The sequence below is a fragment of the Saccharothrix sp. NPDC042600 genome (assembly GCF_040647305.1).
Lineage (GTDB): Bacteria > Actinomycetota > Actinomycetes > Mycobacteriales > Pseudonocardiaceae > Actinosynnema > Actinosynnema mutabilis.
On the sequence record NZ_JBEZBW010000007.1, the window covers coordinates 40,979 to 56,897 of the forward strand.

General features: G+C 71.5%; 17 protein-coding genes. 9 read left to right on the forward strand and 8 right to left on the reverse strand.

What is annotated here, in order from left to right; all coding sequences use genetic code 11:
• The first annotated feature begins 85 nt into the window (after positions 1-85).
• A complete protein-coding gene (locus AB0A74_RS07715; RefSeq protein WP_358248071.1) occupies positions 86-928 on the forward strand; it encodes an EamA family transporter in 843 nt (280 codons plus the stop codon).
• Positions 929-941: 13 nt separating this feature from the next.
• Entirely contained in the window at positions 942-1,310 is a 369-nt protein-coding gene (locus tag AB0A74_RS07720; RefSeq protein WP_358248197.1) for a VOC family protein, read from the forward strand.
• Here AB0A74_RS07720 and AB0A74_RS07725 read toward each other — a convergent pair.
• Together AB0A74_RS07725 and AB0A74_RS07730 are read right to left on the reverse strand one after the other, a co-directional pair.
• Positions 1,287-1,412, reverse strand: coding sequence for a hypothetical protein (locus tag AB0A74_RS07725; RefSeq protein WP_358248072.1), 126 nt, complete (start codon positions 1,410-1,412; stop codon positions 1,287-1,289). The two genes, AB0A74_RS07720 and AB0A74_RS07725, sit on opposite strands and share 24 nt — an antisense overlap.
• Positions 1,413-1,456: 44 nt before the next feature.
• Positions 1,457-1,891, reverse strand: coding sequence for a type II toxin-antitoxin system PemK/MazF family toxin (locus AB0A74_RS07730; RefSeq protein ID WP_358248073.1), 435 nt, complete (start codon positions 1,889-1,891; stop codon positions 1,457-1,459).
• Between the two features lie 105 nt (positions 1,892-1,996).
• Between AB0A74_RS07730 and lepA the strand changes: the two genes are divergently transcribed.
• Complete coding sequence (gene lepA / locus AB0A74_RS07735; RefSeq protein ID WP_343935966.1) at positions 1,997-3,838, forward strand: translation elongation factor 4; 1,842 nt, start codon at positions 1,997-1,999, stop codon at positions 3,836-3,838.
• Between the two features lie 145 nt (positions 3,839-3,983).
• Here lepA and AB0A74_RS07740 read toward each other — a convergent pair whose 3' ends face one another.
• Together AB0A74_RS07740 and AB0A74_RS07745 are read right to left on the reverse strand one after the other, a co-directional pair.
• Entirely contained in the window at positions 3,984-4,205 is a 222-nt protein-coding gene (locus AB0A74_RS07740) for a hypothetical protein (protein WP_121222234.1), read from the reverse strand.
• Between the two features lie 100 nt (positions 4,206-4,305).
• Positions 4,306-4,746, reverse strand: coding sequence for a phosphohydrolase (locus AB0A74_RS07745; RefSeq protein ID WP_358248074.1), 441 nt, complete (start codon positions 4,744-4,746; stop codon positions 4,306-4,308).
• Positions 4,747-4,847: 101 nt separating this feature from the next.
• Between AB0A74_RS07745 and AB0A74_RS07750 the strand changes: the two genes are divergently transcribed.
• Entirely contained in the window at positions 4,848-6,338 is a 1,491-nt protein-coding gene (locus AB0A74_RS07750) for a glycosyl hydrolase family 18 protein (protein WP_358248076.1), read from the forward strand.
• Between the two features lie 47 nt (positions 6,339-6,385).
• On the opposite strand, the gene AB0A74_RS07755 is transcribed toward AB0A74_RS07750, so the two are convergent.
• Positions 6,386-8,002 (reverse strand): alkaline phosphatase D family protein, encoded by a 1,617-nt coding sequence (locus tag AB0A74_RS07755; protein WP_358248078.1) that lies wholly within the window; start codon positions 8,000-8,002, stop codon positions 6,386-6,388.
• Between the two features lie 120 nt (positions 8,003-8,122).
• On the opposite strand from AB0A74_RS07755, the gene AB0A74_RS07760 reads away from it, so the two are divergent.
• Both AB0A74_RS07760 and AB0A74_RS07765 read left to right on the forward strand, forming a co-directional pair.
• Positions 8,123-9,160, forward strand: coding sequence for a nitronate monooxygenase (locus AB0A74_RS07760; protein ID WP_358248080.1), 1,038 nt, complete (start codon positions 8,123-8,125; stop codon positions 9,158-9,160).
• A 26-nt stretch (positions 9,161-9,186) separates the two neighbouring features.
• Positions 9,187-10,815, forward strand: coding sequence for a DUF885 domain-containing protein (locus AB0A74_RS07765; RefSeq protein WP_358248081.1), 1,629 nt, complete (start codon positions 9,187-9,189; stop codon positions 10,813-10,815).
• Here the strand turns inward: AB0A74_RS07765 and AB0A74_RS07770 are convergent, their stop codons facing one another.
• Both AB0A74_RS07770 and AB0A74_RS07775 read right to left on the reverse strand, forming a co-directional pair.
• A complete protein-coding gene (locus AB0A74_RS07770) occupies positions 10,816-12,258 on the reverse strand; it encodes an amino acid permease (RefSeq protein WP_358248082.1) in 1,443 nt (480 codons plus the stop codon). It lies immediately after the preceding gene.
• Between the two features lie 51 nt (positions 12,259-12,309).
• Positions 12,310-13,224 carry a DMT family transporter gene (locus AB0A74_RS07775; protein WP_358248083.1) on the reverse strand — a complete coding sequence of 305 codons (915 nt, stop codon included), beginning with the start codon at positions 13,222-13,224 and terminating at the stop codon, positions 12,310-12,312.
• An 85-nt stretch (positions 13,225-13,309) separates the two neighbouring features.
• Between AB0A74_RS07775 and AB0A74_RS07780 the strand changes: the two genes are divergently transcribed.
• Complete coding sequence (locus tag AB0A74_RS07780; protein WP_358248084.1) at positions 13,310-14,164, forward strand: LysR family transcriptional regulator; 855 nt, start codon at positions 13,310-13,312, stop codon at positions 14,162-14,164.
• Here AB0A74_RS07780 and AB0A74_RS07785 read toward each other — a convergent pair.
• Positions 14,154-15,119 (reverse strand): zinc-binding dehydrogenase, encoded by a 966-nt coding sequence (locus AB0A74_RS07785; RefSeq protein WP_358248085.1) that lies wholly within the window; start codon positions 15,117-15,119, stop codon positions 14,154-14,156. The two genes, AB0A74_RS07780 and AB0A74_RS07785, sit on opposite strands and share 11 nt — an antisense overlap.
• A gap of 68 nt (positions 15,120-15,187) precedes the next feature.
• Here AB0A74_RS07785 and AB0A74_RS07790 point away from each other — a divergent pair, with 68 nt between their 5' ends.
• Together AB0A74_RS07790 and AB0A74_RS07795 are read left to right on the forward strand one after the other, a co-directional pair.
• On the forward strand, positions 15,188-15,415 hold the full coding sequence (locus AB0A74_RS07790) for a hypothetical protein (protein WP_343935955.1): 228 nt from the start codon (positions 15,188-15,190) through the stop codon (positions 15,413-15,415).
• A 10-nt stretch (positions 15,416-15,425) separates the two neighbouring features.
• Entirely contained in the window at positions 15,426-15,905 is a 480-nt protein-coding gene (locus AB0A74_RS07795; RefSeq protein ID WP_358248086.1) for a ribonuclease domain-containing protein, read from the forward strand.
• Positions 15,906-15,919: the final 14 nt, after the last annotated feature.

A 15,919-nucleotide genomic window follows, 5' to 3' on the forward strand; every position in this document is an offset into this window, starting at 1 on the left:
CTGAGGGGACGTGCCGGTCATCTGACGGGACAAAAGCCTGGAGGAACCCGGTTGCCGCGTGCGCGGCGCCAGAAGGGTTCCCGCGATGTCGCCCGTCGCCGTCCTGCTCGTCGTCGCCGCCGCGTTCGCCCACGCCGGGTGGAACCTGGCGGCCAAGCGCGTCCGCGACGGCGGTGCGTTGTTCGTGTGGGTCAACGCCCTGCTGTCGGCTGTGCTGCTGGTGCCGGTCGTGCTGCTGACCGCCACGCCCTCGTGGGACTGGGTCGTGCCGCTCGTGGGCAGCGGGGTCGTGCACCTTGCCTACTTCCTGCTGCTGCAACGGGGTTACGCGACCGGGGACATGTCCGTGGTGTACCCGTTGGCGCGGGGGACCGGGCCGCTGTTGACCGTCGTGGCCGCCGTGGCCTTCTTCGGAGAACGCCCGCACGTGGTCGGACTGGTGGGGGCGGCGGCGGTTGTGGTGGGCGTGGTGGTGATCGGGTCGGGCGGTGGTGCGCACGGCAGTCGCCTGGCCGGTGTCGGGTACGGGTTGGCCACGGGCGCGATGATCGCCGTCTACACGCTGTGGGACGCGCACGCGGTGACGGCGGCGGCGATTGCGCCCTTGGCGTTGACGGCCGGGTCGTCGGTTACCGAGAGCGTGCTGCTCGCGCCTTATGCGGTGAAGCGTCGCCATGAGGTGGCACGGCTCGTGCGGACGTACTGGCGTGAAGTGTGCGTGGTCGCCGTGCTGTCGCCGGCCGCCTATGTGCTGGTGTTGTTCGCCATGAGGATCGCGCCGGTGAGCCTGGTGGCACCGGCACGGGAGTTGAGCATCGTCGTCGGCAGCGTGCTGGCGTGGCTCGTGCTGGGTGAGCCGAACCCCGTTCGGCGGCTGTCCGGTGCGGTGGTCGTGGTCGCCGGAGTGGCGGCCATCGCCGTGGCGTGATCGGGTGACCCTCGTGGAGGTGCTGGGCAGCCGGGTGTTGGTGCGGTCCCGCGACCCCGAGCGGGCGCGGGCGTTCTACCGGGACGTGCTGGGGCTCGCCGTCTACCGGGAGTTCCCGGGCGGCACGGTGTTCTTCCTCGGCGGCGGGTTCCTGGAGGTGTCCGGTCGGTCCGAGGACGGGCCGACCGGGGCGGTCGAGCTGTGGCTCCAGGTGCGCGACCTGCGCGCCGCCGCCGGGGAACTCGCCGAGCACGTGGTGCGCGAGCCGCGCCGCGAGCCGTGGGGCCTGGACGAGATGTGGGTCCAGGACCCCGACGGCCTGCGGATCGTGCTGGTCGAGGTCCCCGCCGAGCACCCGCTACGCCGGGACGTCCGCGAGTAGCTCGACCGCCGGCGGCACGACCCCGCCGTGGCGGCGCAGCGTCGTGCGCACGCCGGTGAAGCCCGCCGCCTCGGCCTCACGGACCAGGTCGAACTCCGACACGTCCAGCACCACCCGCCTCGAACCGCTCCCGGGGCGGCCCCGGGTCAGCGCCAGCCCATCGCCCGCAGGGCGTCCACGACCAGGGAGAACCGCTCCGGCTCCAGCACCGAGCCCTCGCGGCGGATGTCGTCCTCGTCCAGCTCGAACACGCGGTCCAGGCGCAGGTAGGACACGCGGCCGTCGCGGTCCCAGCGGCCCGAGCCCAACGGCAGGAAGTCGTCCAGCTCGTTCGGGCGCGGGTCCTTGCTGGTCAGCATGAGGGCCAGCAGGGCGCGGCGGTGCCGGCCGACGACCAGCAGCGGGCGGTCCTTGCCGCGGCTCGCGTCCTCCTCGTAGGGCACCCACGCCCACACGACCTCGCCCGGGTCGGCCAGGCCGTCCAGGTCGGGGGAGTACTCCAGGGTGGCCGCCACGGCCTTCGAGTAGACCTCGCGCACCGCGCCCCGGACCGGGCGCGGGTCCTCACCGTTCGTGTTCACGGCGGGGAAGCTTATGGCCTGGGTCACGTCCGGGTGGAACAGCAGGTCGGCGTGGCATGAGATGATGGGCCGATCCCCTTTGTCCGTCCCGTGCGAGGAACCTGAGTGAGCACGTTCGCCGATCAGACGTTCACGCCCCCGGAGCTGATCCGGAACTTCTGCATCATCGCGCACATCGACCACGGCAAGTCGACCCTGGCCGACCGCATGTTGCAGCTCACCGGCGTGGTCGAGGAGCGTGCGATGCGTGCGCAGTACCTCGACCGCATGGACATCGAGCGCGAACGCGGCATCACGATCAAGGCGCAGAACGTCCGGCTGCCCTGGCAGCTCGACGGCCGGGACCACGTCCTGCACATGATCGACACGCCCGGCCACGTCGACTTCACCTACGAGGTGTCCCGGGCGCTGGAGGCGTGCGAGGGCACGATCCTGCTGGTCGACGCCGCGCAGGGCATCGAGGCGCAGACGCTGGCCAACCTGTACCTGGCGATGGAGAACGACCTCACCATCATCCCGGTGCTGAACAAGATCGACCTGCCCGCGGCCGACCCGGACAAGTACGCCAAGGAGCTGGCGCACATCGTCGGGTGCGAGCCCGAGGAGGTGCTGCGGGTCTCGGCGAAGACCGGCCTGGGCGTCGGCGACCTGCTCGACGAGGTCGTGCGCCGCGTCCCGGCCCCGGTCGGCGACTCCGACGCCCCGGCGCGGGCGATGATCTTCGACTCGGTGTACGACACCTACCGGGGCGTGGTCACCTACATCCGCGTGGTCGACGGCAAGATCACCCCGCGCGAGCGGATCCGGATGATGTCCACCGGCGCCACCCACGAGCTGCTGGAAGTCGGCATCATCTCGCCCGAGCCGAAGCCGTCGCGCGGCCTGGGCGTCGGCGAGGTGGGCTACCTCATCACCGGCGTGAAGGACGTGCGGCAGTCCAAGGTCGGCGACACCGTGACCTGGGAGAAGAAGGGCGCGACCGAGCCGCTGGCCGGGTACCGCGAGCCCAAGCCCATGGTCTACTCCGGCCTGTACCCGGTGGATGGCTCGGACTACCCGATCCTGCGCGAGGCCCTGGAGAAGCTCCAGCTCAACGACGCGGCGCTGACGTTCGAGCCGGAGACGTCGGCCGCGCTGGGCTTCGGCTTCCGCTGCGGCTTCCTGGGCCTGCTGCACCTGGAGATCACCCGGGACCGCCTGGAGCGCGAGTTCAACCTGGACTTGATCTCCACCGCGCCCAACGTGGTGTACCGGGTCGTCATGGAGGACGGGACCGAGCACGTCGTGACCAACCCGTCGGACTGGCCCGACGGCAAGCGGGCCGAGGTGTACGAGCCGGTCACCAAGTGCACCATCATCGCGCCCAGCGACTACATCGGCGCGATCATGGAGCTGTGCCAGTCCAAGCGCGGTCAGCTGGGCGGCATGGATTACCTGTCCGAGGACCGCGTCGAGCTGCGCTACACCATGCCGCTGGGCGAGATCATCTTCGACTTCTTCGACGCCCTGAAGTCGCGCACGCGCGGTTACGCGTCGTTGGACTACGAGGAGTCGGGCGAGCAGGACGCCGAGCTGGTCAAGGTGGACATCCTGCTGCAGGGCGAGCCGGTGGACGCGTTCTCGGCGATCGTCCACAAGGACCACGCCTACGGCTACGGCACGAAGATGGCCACGAAGCTGCGCGAGCTCATCCCGCGGCAGCAGTTCGAGGTCCCGATCCAGGCGGCCATCGGGTCGCGGGTCATCGCCCGCGAGACGATCCGCGCGATCCGCAAGGACGTGCTCGCCAAGTGCTACGGCGGTGACATCACGCGGAAGCGCAAGCTGCTGGAGAAGCAGAAGGAAGGCAAGAAGCGGATGAAGATGGTGGGGCGCGTGGAGGTGCCCCAGGAAGCCTTCGTCGCCGCGTTGTCGACCGAGGACTCGGGCAAGGACAAGAAGAAGTAGCGCGCTGTTCGGGTCGGGTGTGGCGGTTGCGCTCGCACCCGGCCCAGCGGCCGTCGGGGACGCTCCACGGCGGGTGTTCAGCCCCGGAGATGACGAAAGGCCTTCAGGACGCCCCTGTCCCGAAGGCCTTCACAGGTGCTGCCGGTCAGCTGTAGTTGCGGACCAGGCGGTCGAGCGTGTGGCGACGGAGGATGGCCTCGATCTCCCGGGTCTCGTGTTCCGGGTGGCGGGCGAGCATCGCTTCGAGGTCCTGCCGGGCGCTCGGGGTGTCGTAGGCGGCCAGCTCGCGGGACAGTGCCGCTTCGCGCCTGCGAAGCTCCCGCCGGGTGGCGAAGTACGTGCGAACGGACTCCAGTGCCTTGGTCATATCGCCTTTCCGGTCGTTGTTTCTGTATCGGTTCACCTACCATGATGCCGCATGTCAGAGGCGGTTTCGACCCGGTCGCACGTGACCTTGGAGACAACTCCTACGCGAGTGTGTCGAGCAGGTGAAGGGCACGGGCGTACTTGGCCCGCAAGCGGTCCCGGGTGGCCTCGTCGAGCTGGTCGACGCGGTGCGGGGAGAGGTTGTCGGCGATGTCCGCCCGCTTGACCGCCACCGCCACCGGGTCGGCCGCCACGCGCGCCAGGTATACCTCCTGCGACTCGCCGGGCAGGTGGCTCAGGGCGACGACCGTGTCCACGACGTGCGCTGGGCACCCGGCGGCCAACAGGTCCGCCGCCGTCACGGGGGTGTCCTCCACGACGTCGTGCAGGACGGCGGCCATCCGGGCGTGCTCGCCGGACACCGCGCCCATCACGCGCAACGGGTGGCCGATGTACGGCTTGCCCGACTTGTCGACCTGCCCGTCGTGCGCGGAGCGGGCGATGCGGACGGCGTCCTCAACTGTGAACGTCACGCCGACCATGGTCACACCCTTGACAAGGTCCAGTGGTCTAGTCCATTTTGCCAGTGGCCCACGTCACCTGCTGGGCAAGGCCGCCGACTGGGACTTTCATGGAGGTGGACGTGGCTTCGAGGACGAGACGCGCTCTGGTCGCTGTGCTGGCCGGAGTGCTGGCCTTCGCGGGCCTGACCCTGGTGGTGGTCGGCAGCGCGTCGGCCGCCAACCTGGTCGCCAACCCCGGGTTCGACGCGGGCAACCTGGGCGGCTGGACCTGCACCGCGACCGCGAGCGCGGTCACCACGCCCAAGCGCAGCGGCACCCACGCCCTGTCCGCGACGCCGGCGGGCTCGGACAACGCCCGCTGCTCGCAGACCATCAACGTCCAGGCGAACACCGCCTACAAGCTGTCCGCCTGGGTGCAGGGCAGCTACGTCTACCTGGGCGTGACGGGCACCGGCAGCGGCGACAAGAGCACCTGGACGCCGGGGTCGAGCGGCTTCAGCCAGCTCACGATCGACTTCACCACCGGCAACACCACCAGCGTCACCATCTACGTGCACGGCTGGTACGGCCAGCCCACCTACTACGCCGACGACATCGCCCTCGACGGCCCCGGCACCCCGCCGACCAGCACGACGACGACCACCACCACGACGACGACCACGACAACGACGACAACGACGACGACCACCACCACGACCACCACGCCGCCGGACCCGACGCTGCCCAAGCACGTCCTCACCGGCTATTGGCACAACTTCGACAACGGCTCCCGCCTGCTCAAGCTCGCCGACGTGCCGACCACCTACGACATCGTCGCGGTCGCGTTCGCCGACGCCGTCCCGGCGACCCGGGGCGCGGTGGACTTCACCCTCGACCCGACCCTGTCGAGCAAGCTCGGCGGCTACACCGACGCCCAGTTCAAGGCCGACATCAAGACCCTCCAGGCCCGCGGCCAGAAGGTGATCATCTCCGTCGGCGGCGAGAAGGGCACCATCTGGGTCGGCGACAACGCCGCCTCCACCGCGTTCGCCAACAGCGTCAAGTCCCTCATCGCCGAGTACGGCTTCAACGGCGTGGACATCGACCTGGAGAACGGCGTCAACTCCACCTACATGGCGCCCGCGCTGCGCAGCATCCACGCCGCCGGCGGCAAGGTCATCGCCATGGCCCCGCAGACCATCGACATGCAGTCGACCGGCCAGGAGTACTTCAAGCTGGCGCTGGCCGTGAAGGACATCCTCACGGTGGTCAACATGCAGTACTACAACTCGGGCACCATGCTCGGCTGCGACCAGAAGGTCTACGCCCAGGGCACGGTGGACTTCCTGGTCGCGCTGGCCTGCATCCAGCTCCAGAACGGCCTGCGCCCCGACCAGGTGGGCCTGGGCCTGCCCGCCTCGCCCTCCGGCGCGGGCGGCGGCTACCAGTCCCCGGCCAACGTCAACGCGGCGCTCAACTGCCTCGCGAAGGGCACGAACTGCGGCTCGTTCAAGCCGGCGCAGGCGTGGCCGGGCATCCGCGGCGCGATGACGTGGTCGATCAACTGGGACGCCTCGAACAACTGGCAGTTCGCCAACACGGTGGCCCCGCACCTGGACACCCTGCCGTAGGACGGGTGGTGCTCCCCCGACCGACACCGGGGGAGCACCACGACCCGTCACCGCAGCCGCTGGGTGCCCGCCGCGATGGTGAACGTGCGGGCCAGGGTCGCGGTGGAGTCGGCGCGGGACCGGTCGGCGAGGAAGTACCAGTCCATCCGCGCCCGCTCCGCCGTCAGGTCCAGCACCGAGTAGCCGTGCGAGTCCAGCTCCACCCACTTCAGGTGCCGGTTGAGCGCGGTCAGCGCCGTCTCGGCGGCCACCGACACCGTGCGCGGCGGAGCGCCGGTCAGCTCGTCGATGTTGTCCGACGTCACCGACGGGACCACCAGTTCCGTCGCGACCGTCCGGCGGGTGAACGGGTACAGCGCCGCGTCGTAAGGCACCTCGAACGCCCACGACGTGTGGATGTCGCCGGTGAGGAAGACGGTGTTCCGCACGTCGTTCCGAGCCAACGCGTCGATCAGGACGCGGCGGTCGTGCTGGTAGCCGTCCCACTGGTCGACGTTGATCGGCACACCGTCGGCCGGCACGCCGATCAGCTCCGCCAACGGCCGTCCGATCGCCTGCGGCAGGGCTGGGACCAGCACGGGCGAGAACATCACCGGGTTGCCGACGAGCTTCCACCGCGCGTCCGAGGCGACCAGGCCGTCGCGCACGAACGCGAGCTGCTCGGCGCCGGCGATGCTGCGGTCCGGGTCGTCCGCGCGGCCGATGTCGGTGCCGACCTGCTGGGACCGGTAGGTGCGCAGGTCCAGCATGGTCAGCTCGGCCAGCGTGCCGAACCGCAGCCGCCGGTAGATCCGGCCGTCGAGACCGGTGCGCACGGGCATCCACTCGCGGTAGGCCTGCATCGCCACCGCCCGGCGGGTCGCGTACGAACCCTCCGCGCCCTCGGTGTGGTTCTGCGCGCCGCCGGACCAGGCGTCGTTGGCCACCTCGTGGTCGTCGATGGTGATGACCCACGGGTAGGCGGCGTGCAGCTGCTGGAGTTCCGGGTCGGTCTTGTACTGCGCGTGCCGGACCCGGTAGTCCGCCAGCGTCAGCACCTCGCGGGCCGGCTCGTGCGCCCGTCCGCTGCCGAACTCGCCCGGCCCGTACTCGTAGAGGTAGTCGCCGAGGTGGACGACGGCGTCCAGGTCGTCGCGCTCGGCCAGGTGCCGGTAGGCGGCGAACCGGCCGGACTGCCAGTTCGAGCAGGACACCACGCCGAACCGCAGGCCCGCGACGGCGGCGGTGGCGGCGGGCGCGGTCTTGGTCCGGCCGACCGGGGACGCCTGGCCGTCCAGGGTGAACCGGTAGAAGTAGTGGCGGCCCGGCTGGAGGCCGGCCACGTCGAGCTTCACCGTGTGGTCGCGGTCCGGACCGGTGGTGGTGCTGCCGCGCGCCACGACCCGGGTGAACGCGGCGTCCTCGGCGACCTCGTGGTCCACGGTCACGGTCGGGCCGACGCCCGAGCCGGGCAGGGCGTCGTCGGTCGGGGTGACGCGGGTCCACAGGACGACCCGGTCGGGCAGCGGGTCGCCGGACGCGACGCCGTGGCGGAAGCGGGGAGTGGCTTCCGAAGAGGCCAGACCCTGGGCGGGCAAGGCGGGGGCGGTCAGGAAGGCGGCGCCGGCGATGGCGCCCAGTTTCAGGGCGTCCCGGCGGGGGTGTGTGTGCGGCACGGCGTCCATTCCAGGGGCGCGGGTGGGCGGCGCGGAACCACCGGCCGGGGGAGTTCACGCGGAGTTCGCCGCGCGGATCACGTGCCGCGTCGCGGGTATTCCGCCAAATGGCGGGTTATCGTCGTCGTCATGCTGGACCGACTGGAAGTGCCGGTGATCGCCGCGCCCATGGCGGGTGGCGCGTCCACCCCCGCCCTCGTCGCGGAGGTGGGCCGCGCGGGCGGGCTGGGGTTCCTCGCGGCCGGGTACCTGGGGCTGGAGGCCGTGGCCGCCCAGATCAAGGACACCATGGCGCTGACGGACAAGCCTTTCGGCGTCAACCTGTTCGTGCCCGGCGTGAAGTCCACTGTGGACGTCAGCGCCTACCGGGACCGGGTGCGGGCGCAGGCGCCGGCCGAGCCCGGCGAACCCCGGTGGGACGACGACTCCTACGCCGCCAAGCTGGAGCTGGTCATGGCGATGCGGGTGCCGGTGGTGTCGTTCACCTTCGGCCTGCCCGACCCGCACGACGTGCACCGGCTGCACGCGGCCGGCTCGACGGTCGTCGCCACGGTCACCACGCCGGCGGAGGCCCGGCAGGCCGCGCAGGTCGGCGTGGACGCGTTGTGCGTGCAGGGGTGTGACGCCGGCGGGCACCGCGGCACGTTCACCGACGACGGCGTGTCCCCGGGTGGCGGCGAGCTGTTCGGCGTACTGGCCGCCCTCCGGCTGGTCGCGGCCCGGGTGGACCTGCCGCTGATCGCCGCCGGCGGGCTCGTGCACGGCGCGGACGTCGCCGCCGTGCTCGCCGCCGGGGCGGTCGCGGCGCAGCTGGGGACGGCGTTCCTGTCCTGCCCGGAGGCGGGCACGGCCGCCGCGCACCGCGAGGCGCTCGCCGCCGGCACCCGGCGCACCGCGTTGACCAGGGCGTTCAGCGGACGTCCGGCACGCGGTCTGGTGAACCGGTTCCTCACCGAGAACTCGCCGCACGCCCCGGCCGCCTACCCGGACGTGCACCACCTGACCAAACCCGTCCGCGCGACCGGCGACCCGGAGCTGATGTCGCTGTGGGCCGGACAGACCTACGCGGTGGCCCGACCGGCCCCGGCGGCGGAGCTGGTGGCCCGCCTCCGGGCGGAGGCACGGGCCGCGCTGGACTCCGCCGCCGTGCGGATTCCGCCGCTGTAGCAAGGATTTGCGGTCAGAATGACCGGATGACGACTGCGCGCGAGCTGTCCGACGAGCTGCTCACCGTCGCCTTCGACGCCGACCCGGTCGAGGCCACCCTGCGCGGGGTGCCCGGCTGGGACGACCGCCTGCCCGACCCGAGCGCCGGCGCCGCCGCCGACATCGCCCGCCGGGCCGAGGACGTCGCGCGCCGCGCGCGGGCCGGGGACGACGACCCGGTGACCCGCGCGGTGGTGGCGCAGCAAGCCGACGCCGTCGCCGGCCGGGCGCGCGCCGGGCTGGTCGAGCACACCCACGCCGAGGGCCTCAACGCGCCCGTCGCGCTGCTGCTGACCGCCCTGCCGCTGGTCCGGCCCGTCGACGCGCAGGGCGCTCGCGACTACCTGACCCGCCTGTCCGCCTTCCCCGCCTACCTCGACGCCCTCGCCCGCCGGCAGCGCGACTCCCCGAAGCGCCCGGTCGCGCACCTGGTGGACGCCGCCGTCGCCCGCCTGGACCGGCACCTCGCCGACCCCGTGGACCCGCTGGCGGACCCGTTGCGCGCCACCGACCTCCACGACGAGTGCGCCGCCCTGCTGACCGCCGAGGTCCGGCCCGCGTTCGAGCGCTACCGGGACTTCCTGCGCACGGAGATCGCGCCGCGCGGCCGTTCCCAGGACGAACCGGGGCTGTGCGCCTTGGAAGGCGGCGCGGCGACCTACGCGATGCTCGTCCCCCTCTACACGACCACCGCGCACACGCCGGGGGAGTTGCACCGCATCGGCCTGGACCTGATCGAGGCGCTCGACCGCGAGTACGAGGAGATCGGCGCACGGGTCTTCGGGCCGCTGCCGGCGCGGGAGGTCCGGGCGCGGCTGCTGGCCGACCCGGCGTTGCGGTGGAAGAGCGCCGAGGAGATGACCGCGCTGGCCAAGGCGACCATCGAGCGCGCCGAACGGGTCGCGCCGGACTGGTTCGGCACCGTGCCGGCCGAACGCTGCCGGGTGCGGGCGGTGCCCGAGGCGGACGCGCCGAACGCCCCGCTGGCCTACTACATGGACCCGGCGCTGGACGGCTCCCGGCCGGGCACCTACTACGTGAACACCTTCCAGGCCACCGAACGCGACCGGTTCAGCGCCGAGTCCACCGCCTTCCACGAGGGCGTGCCCGGCCACCACTTCCAGATCTCGCTGGCCCAGGGCCGCACCGACCTGCCGACGCTGCGCCGGTTCGCCTCCGTCGAGTCCTACCTGGAGGGCTGGGCGCTCTACGCCGAGCGGTTGGCCGACGAGATGGGCCTCTACAGCGACGACGTGGCCCGGCTGGGGATGCTGTCGGGCGACTCGCTGCGCGCCGCGCGGCTGGTCGTGGACACCGGCCTGCACGCGCTGGGCTGGACCCGGCGGCGGGCGGTGGACTTCCTGCGGGACAACGCGGTCATGCCGGACGTGGACATCCACTCCGAGGTGGACCGCTACATCGAGAACCCCGCGCAGGCGCTGTCGTACATGGTGGGACGACTGGAGATCCAACGCCTGCGCGGGGACGCGGAGCGGCGCCTGGGCGACCGCTTCGACATCAGGGCCTTCCACGACCTGGTGATCGGCGGCGGTCCGCTGCCGATGGCCGTGCTGGCCGACGTGGTCGACCGGTGGGTCGACCACGTCGGTCCCTGATCAGCTTTCCGAGCGGTTCTTCTCCAGCACGGAGTTCCGCTTGCTGTAGGCGAAGTAGATGATCAGGCCGAGGACGAACCAGGCGGCGAAGCGCAGCCACGTCTCCGGCGCGAGGAAGGTGATCAGCCAGATCGAGAACACGATGCCGATGATCGGCACGACCGGCATGCCCGGCGTCTTGAACGTGCGCGGCAGGTCGGGCTGCTTGTACCGCAGCACGATCACCGCGACGCAGACCACCACGAACGCCAGCAGGATGCCGATGTTGGTCAGCTCGGCGGCCTCCGCGATGGGCAGGAAGCCCGCGATGACCGCGGAGGCGATGCCCAGTACCCACGTGGTGCGCGTCGGGACGTGCTTGACCGGGTGGGTCTTGGCGAACCACTTGGGCAGCAGGCCGTCCCGGGACATCGAGTAGCCGACGCGCGCCGCGCCCATGAGGAACGTGAACAGCACGGTGGTGATACCGAGCACCGCGCCCACGGAGATGATGATGCCCAGCGCGGGCAGGCCGATGTCGGCGAACGCCGTGGCGAACGCGCTCTCGGTGTCCACGTCCTTGTAGTTGACCATGCCGGTGAGCACCAGGCAGGCCAGCACGTAGAGCACCATCGAGATGGCCAGGGAGTAGATGATCGCCTTCGGCATGTGCCGCTGCGAGTCCTTGGACTCCTCGGCCGCGGTGGACATCGCGTCGTAGCCGAAGACGGCGAAGAAGACCGTGGCCGCGCCGGTGATCGCGCCGGAGATGCCGAACGGGAAGAACGGGTCGTAGTTGCCGGTGTTGATGTGGAACGCGCCGACGATGATGACCAGCAGGACGATGCCGACCTTGAGGTAGACCAGGGCGGTCTCGAAGCGGGCGGCGTTCTTCATGCCCAGGTTGAGGATCCAGGCGATGAGCAGGCACAGCACGACCGCGAACAGGTTGACCTTGTAGCTGCCCGCGGCGACGTCACCGGTCTCCGTGCCGGGCGCGCCGAGCATCCACACCGGCAGGTCTAGGCCGAGCAGGTTGAGCAACTCGTTGAAGTAGCCCGAGATGCCGATCGCGACCACCGCCACGATCGCCGTGTACTCCAGCAGCAGGTCCCAGCCGATGAACCAGCCGACGATCTCGCCGAGCACCGCGTAGCCGTAGGTGTAGGCGGAGCCCGCCTTGGGGATCAGGCCCGCGAACTCGGCGTAGGAGAACGCCGCCGCCGCGCTGGCGATGCCCGCGACGAGGAACGAGATGAGCACCGCCGGACCCGCGGTCTTGTTGGCCACGGCGCCCGCGAGCGAGAAGATGCCCGCTCCGATGATGCCGCCGATGCCGATCGCGGTGAGCTGCCAAAGACCCAGGGTCCGGGTGAGCCCGGTCTTCTCCTCGGTGATCTGCTCGATGGGCTTGCGGCGGAACACGCCGGAGCCCTGGCCGAAGCCGCCCTGCACGGAGGTCATGCCTTTGCTCCCTCGGTGGTGTTGTGCGGCGAACCGTACGCGCGTCAACTGTCACCAGGGTTTGTTGGATCGCACCACTTGACGTCCACTCTTTTGTGCGATCCCACCATTGTGCGGCTTGCGCGCCAGGAGAACTCCGGCTATGACGACCGCGCCGCCCACCACAGTGTTCCACCCGACGGGTTCGGAAAGCAGTAGTGCGCCCACCACCGTCGACCACACCGGCGCCACATAGGTGACCGTGGCGGCCACCGTCGGTCCCGCCGCGCGGATGACGTCGAGGTTCAACACGTACGCCCACCCGGTGCCCGCCGCACCCAGCACGACCAACGCCCCGACCGCGAACCAGCCGGGCCAGTCCGGCACACCCCCGATCACCGGCGCGGCGATCGCCAACTCGCCCGCCGCACAGGTCACCTGCACCGCGGACAACGCGCTGGCCGACTGCGACCCGCCGGAGAAGAACCGCCGCGTGTAGGCGTACCCCGCGCCGTAGAAGGTCGTCGCCCCCAGGCACGCCAGCCCGCCGACCAGCACGTCACCCCCGACGCCGTCCCACACGCCCAGCACCGCCAACACCCCGGAGAACCCGACGGCCAGCCCGGCGACCCGGGCCGCGGTGACCTTCTCCGCCGGCACCACCAGCAGCACGAACACCAGCGTCGTCAACGGCATGGTCGCGTTGAACACGCCCGCCAGCACCGACGTCACCAGCGTCTCCCCGAACGCCAGCAACGTGAACGGCACCGCGTTCAGCAGCGTGGCCACCACCAGCGCGTGCCCCCAGGTGCGCCGGTCGCGCGGCAACGGCGTCCGCGTCACCAGGCACACCAGCCCCAACGCGAGCGCCCCGAACGCGCACCGCCCGAACGCCACCCACACCGGCGGCACGCCGGCCTCGACGGCGACCTTGATCAACGCGAAGCTCGCGCCCCAGATGGCGGACAGGAGTGCGAACTTCCCCACCCAACTCGACTGCACCGGAGCACAATCACCCCGTGGCCGGCGATGAGTCCAACAAGCACTCCGCACCCCGACATGAGGGACGCTCATGGCACTGAACTTCGCGCAGCTCCGCGCGTTCCTCGCGGTGGTGGACGAGGGCGGCTTCGGCGCGGCAGCGGACGCGCTGGGCATCACCCAGTCCGCCGTCTCGCACGCGGTGGCCGCCCTGGAACGCACGCTGGGTCACCCGGTGCTGCACCGCCAAGGCCGGCCTTCGCCCACGGCCTTCGGCGCGGAACTCCTCGCGCACGCCCGCACCGCGGTGGGGGCCGCCGCCGCGATCACCGACCTGGCGGCCCGGCGCGGCGGCCTGGCCCGCGGCACCATCAAGCTGGCCGCCCCGCCCACGGTCTGCCAGGGGTTGCTGCCGGACCTCCTGGCGCGGTGGCGGGCGGAGTTCCCGCACGTGCGCGTCCGCGTCTTCGAGGGCGAGGACGACGAGGTCGCCGACTGGCTGGCCAACGGCACGGTCGAGGCGGCGATCGTGGTGGACCCGCCGCCCGGTCCCGGCGTGGAGGTGGGGGAGGACGCGTTCCACGTGCTGCTGCGCGACGACCACCCGTTGGCGCGCGAGGCCGACGTGGACGTGGCCGACCTGGCCGACGACCCGTTCCTGCTGTCGTGCGGGGGCTGCGAACGGCACGTGCGGCAGGCGCACCAGGGGCTGCCGTTCAAGCCGGTGCACCGGGTGCGCGAACTCGGGACGCTGCTCGCGATGGTGCGCGCGGGCGTGGGCATCACCATCGTGCCGGGCCTGATCGAGGCCATGCTGCCGCCGGGCCTGGTGCTCGTGCCGCTGCGCCGCCGCGTCGTGCGCCGGCTCGTGATCAGCGGACCGCCGGGCCGGGAGTGGCACCCGGCGGTCAAGGCCCTCGTCGGCTCGGTGACCGTCAGCGGGTGAAGACGATCTTCCCGGCCGTCTCGCCGTCGAGCATCGCCTTGAAGCCCTGCTCGGCCTGGTCCATCGGCAGGGTGGTGCCGATCTGGGGCCGCAGGCCGTTCAGGGCGCAAAACGCCATCAGGTCGCCCAGCTCCTCGCGGGTGCCCATGGTGGATCCGACCACGCGGAGCTGGAGGAAGAACAGGCGCTGGAGTTCGGCCGCACCGGCGTCACCACTGGTCGCGCCCGAGATGACCACGATGCCGCCCGGCTTGAGCGACTTCATGGAGTGCGACCAGGTGGCCTTGCCGACCGTCTCGAACACCGCGTCCACCCGTTCGGGCAGCCGCGCGCCGGACTCGAACGCGGCGTGCGCGCCCAACTGCTCGGCCAGGGCGCGCTTCTCCTCGCTCCGGCCGGTCACCCACACGCGGTACCCGGCCGCGCGGCCCAGCTGGATCAGCGCCGTGGAGACGCCGCCGGACGCGCCCTGCACCAGCATCGTCTGGCCGGGGCGCAGGCCGGACTTCACGAACAGCATCCGGTAGGCCGTCAGCCACGCCGTGCCCATGCACGCGGCCTCTTCGAAGGTCAGGTCCGCCGGCTTGGGCAGCGCGTTCCGGGCCGGGACGACCACGTGGTCGGCGAACGTGCCCTGGTACTTCTCCGTGAGCAGGGTGCGGCCCGGGTCGAGGGTCTCGTCGCCGGTCCACGCCGGGTCGCCGATGACCGAGTGCAGGACGACCTCGGTGCCGTCGTCCAGGACGCCCGCGCCGTCGCAGCCCAGGATCATGGGGAACTTGTCCGCCTTGATGCCCACGCCCCGCAACGTCCACAGGTCGTGCATGTTCAAGCTCGCGGCCTTCACGCCGACGCGGACCCAGCCGTCCGGCACCTCGGGATCGGGGCGGTCACCCACGCGCAGTGCGGCGAGGGGGTCCTGCGGGCTCGGCTCGGCTGCGTAGACGGCGAACATGACGGCAACTTACCCATAGGTAGGGAGTCCTGTGCGGTGAACCACGTCACGGCAGTAGGCTCGGTGGCGTGCTGGAAGCCTTCGCGCAGTGGTGGGACGGGGTCGAGCTGTGGCTCGCCCAACTCCCGTTCCCGTTCCAGTTCGCGCTGGTCATGGCCGTGCTGCTGCCCGCGTCCCTGGGGGTCGCGCGGCTGATCGACCGGGTCGTGGACCAGGCCGCGGGCCGGTTCAACCCGGTGCCCAAGGTGCCCCCGGCGGCCGAGCCCGAGAAGGTGGAGGCGGGCACGCCTTCGTAGGCTGGCCACCGTGACTCCCGCACGGCGCCTCACCGTCGCGTTGGTGGGCCTGATCGCGCTGGTCGTGATCGGCTACTTCGCGAAGGACCTCGGCGGCTCCACCGAGCCCCCGCCCACCACGACCTCCGCCACCACGAAGGGCGCGGCCGGGTCCGGCACGGCGTCGGCGGGCAAGCCGGACCGGGTGCCGGGGGCCGCGTCCGGGTTGCCGGTCAAGGCGTTGACCAGCCTGCCCGGCGAGGCCAAGGCGACGTGGGAGCTGATCGAACGCGGCGGCCCGTTCCCGTACCCGCGCAACGACGGCGTGACGTTCCAGAACCGCGAGAAGCGGCTGCCCGCGAAGTCCGGCGACTACTACCGCGAGTACACGGTGCCCACGCCGGGCAGCGACGACCGCGGCGCGCGCCGACTGGTGACCGGCCGCGAGCGCGAGGTCTACTACACCGGTGACCACTACGAGTCGTTCGTCGTCGTGGACGTGACCGGATGATCCGGCACCGCTAC

Bases quoted from the DNA above. Each gene is read 5' to 3' on its own strand.
- AB0A74_RS07715 (WP_358248071.1), top strand. From the start codon at position 86: ATGTCGCCCGTCGCCGTCCTGCTCGTCGTCGCCGCCGCGTTCGCCCAC.
- AB0A74_RS07770 (WP_358248082.1), bottom strand. From the start codon at position 12,258: ATGACCTCCGTGCAGGGCGGCTTCGGCCAGGGCTCCGGCGTGTTCCGC.
- AB0A74_RS07745 (WP_358248074.1), bottom strand. From the start codon at position 4,746: ATGGTCGGCGTGACGTTCACAGTTGAGGACGCCGTCCGCATCGCCCGC.
- AB0A74_RS07760 (WP_358248080.1), top strand. From the start codon at position 8,123: ATGCTGGACCGACTGGAAGTGCCGGTGATCGCCGCGCCCATGGCGGGT.
- AB0A74_RS07755 (WP_358248078.1), bottom strand. From the start codon at position 8,002: ATGGACGCCGTGCCGCACACACACCCCCGCCGGGACGCCCTGAAACTG.
- AB0A74_RS07780 (WP_358248084.1), top strand. From the start codon at position 13,310: ATGGCACTGAACTTCGCGCAGCTCCGCGCGTTCCTCGCGGTGGTGGAC.
- AB0A74_RS07740 (WP_121222234.1), bottom strand. From the start codon at position 4,205: ATGACCAAGGCACTGGAGTCCGTTCGCACGTACTTCGCCACCCGGCGG.
- AB0A74_RS07765 (WP_358248081.1), top strand. From the start codon at position 9,187: ATGACGACTGCGCGCGAGCTGTCCGACGAGCTGCTCACCGTCGCCTTC.
- AB0A74_RS07785 (WP_358248085.1), bottom strand. From the start codon at position 15,119: ATGTTCGCCGTCTACGCAGCCGAGCCGAGCCCGCAGGACCCCCTCGCC.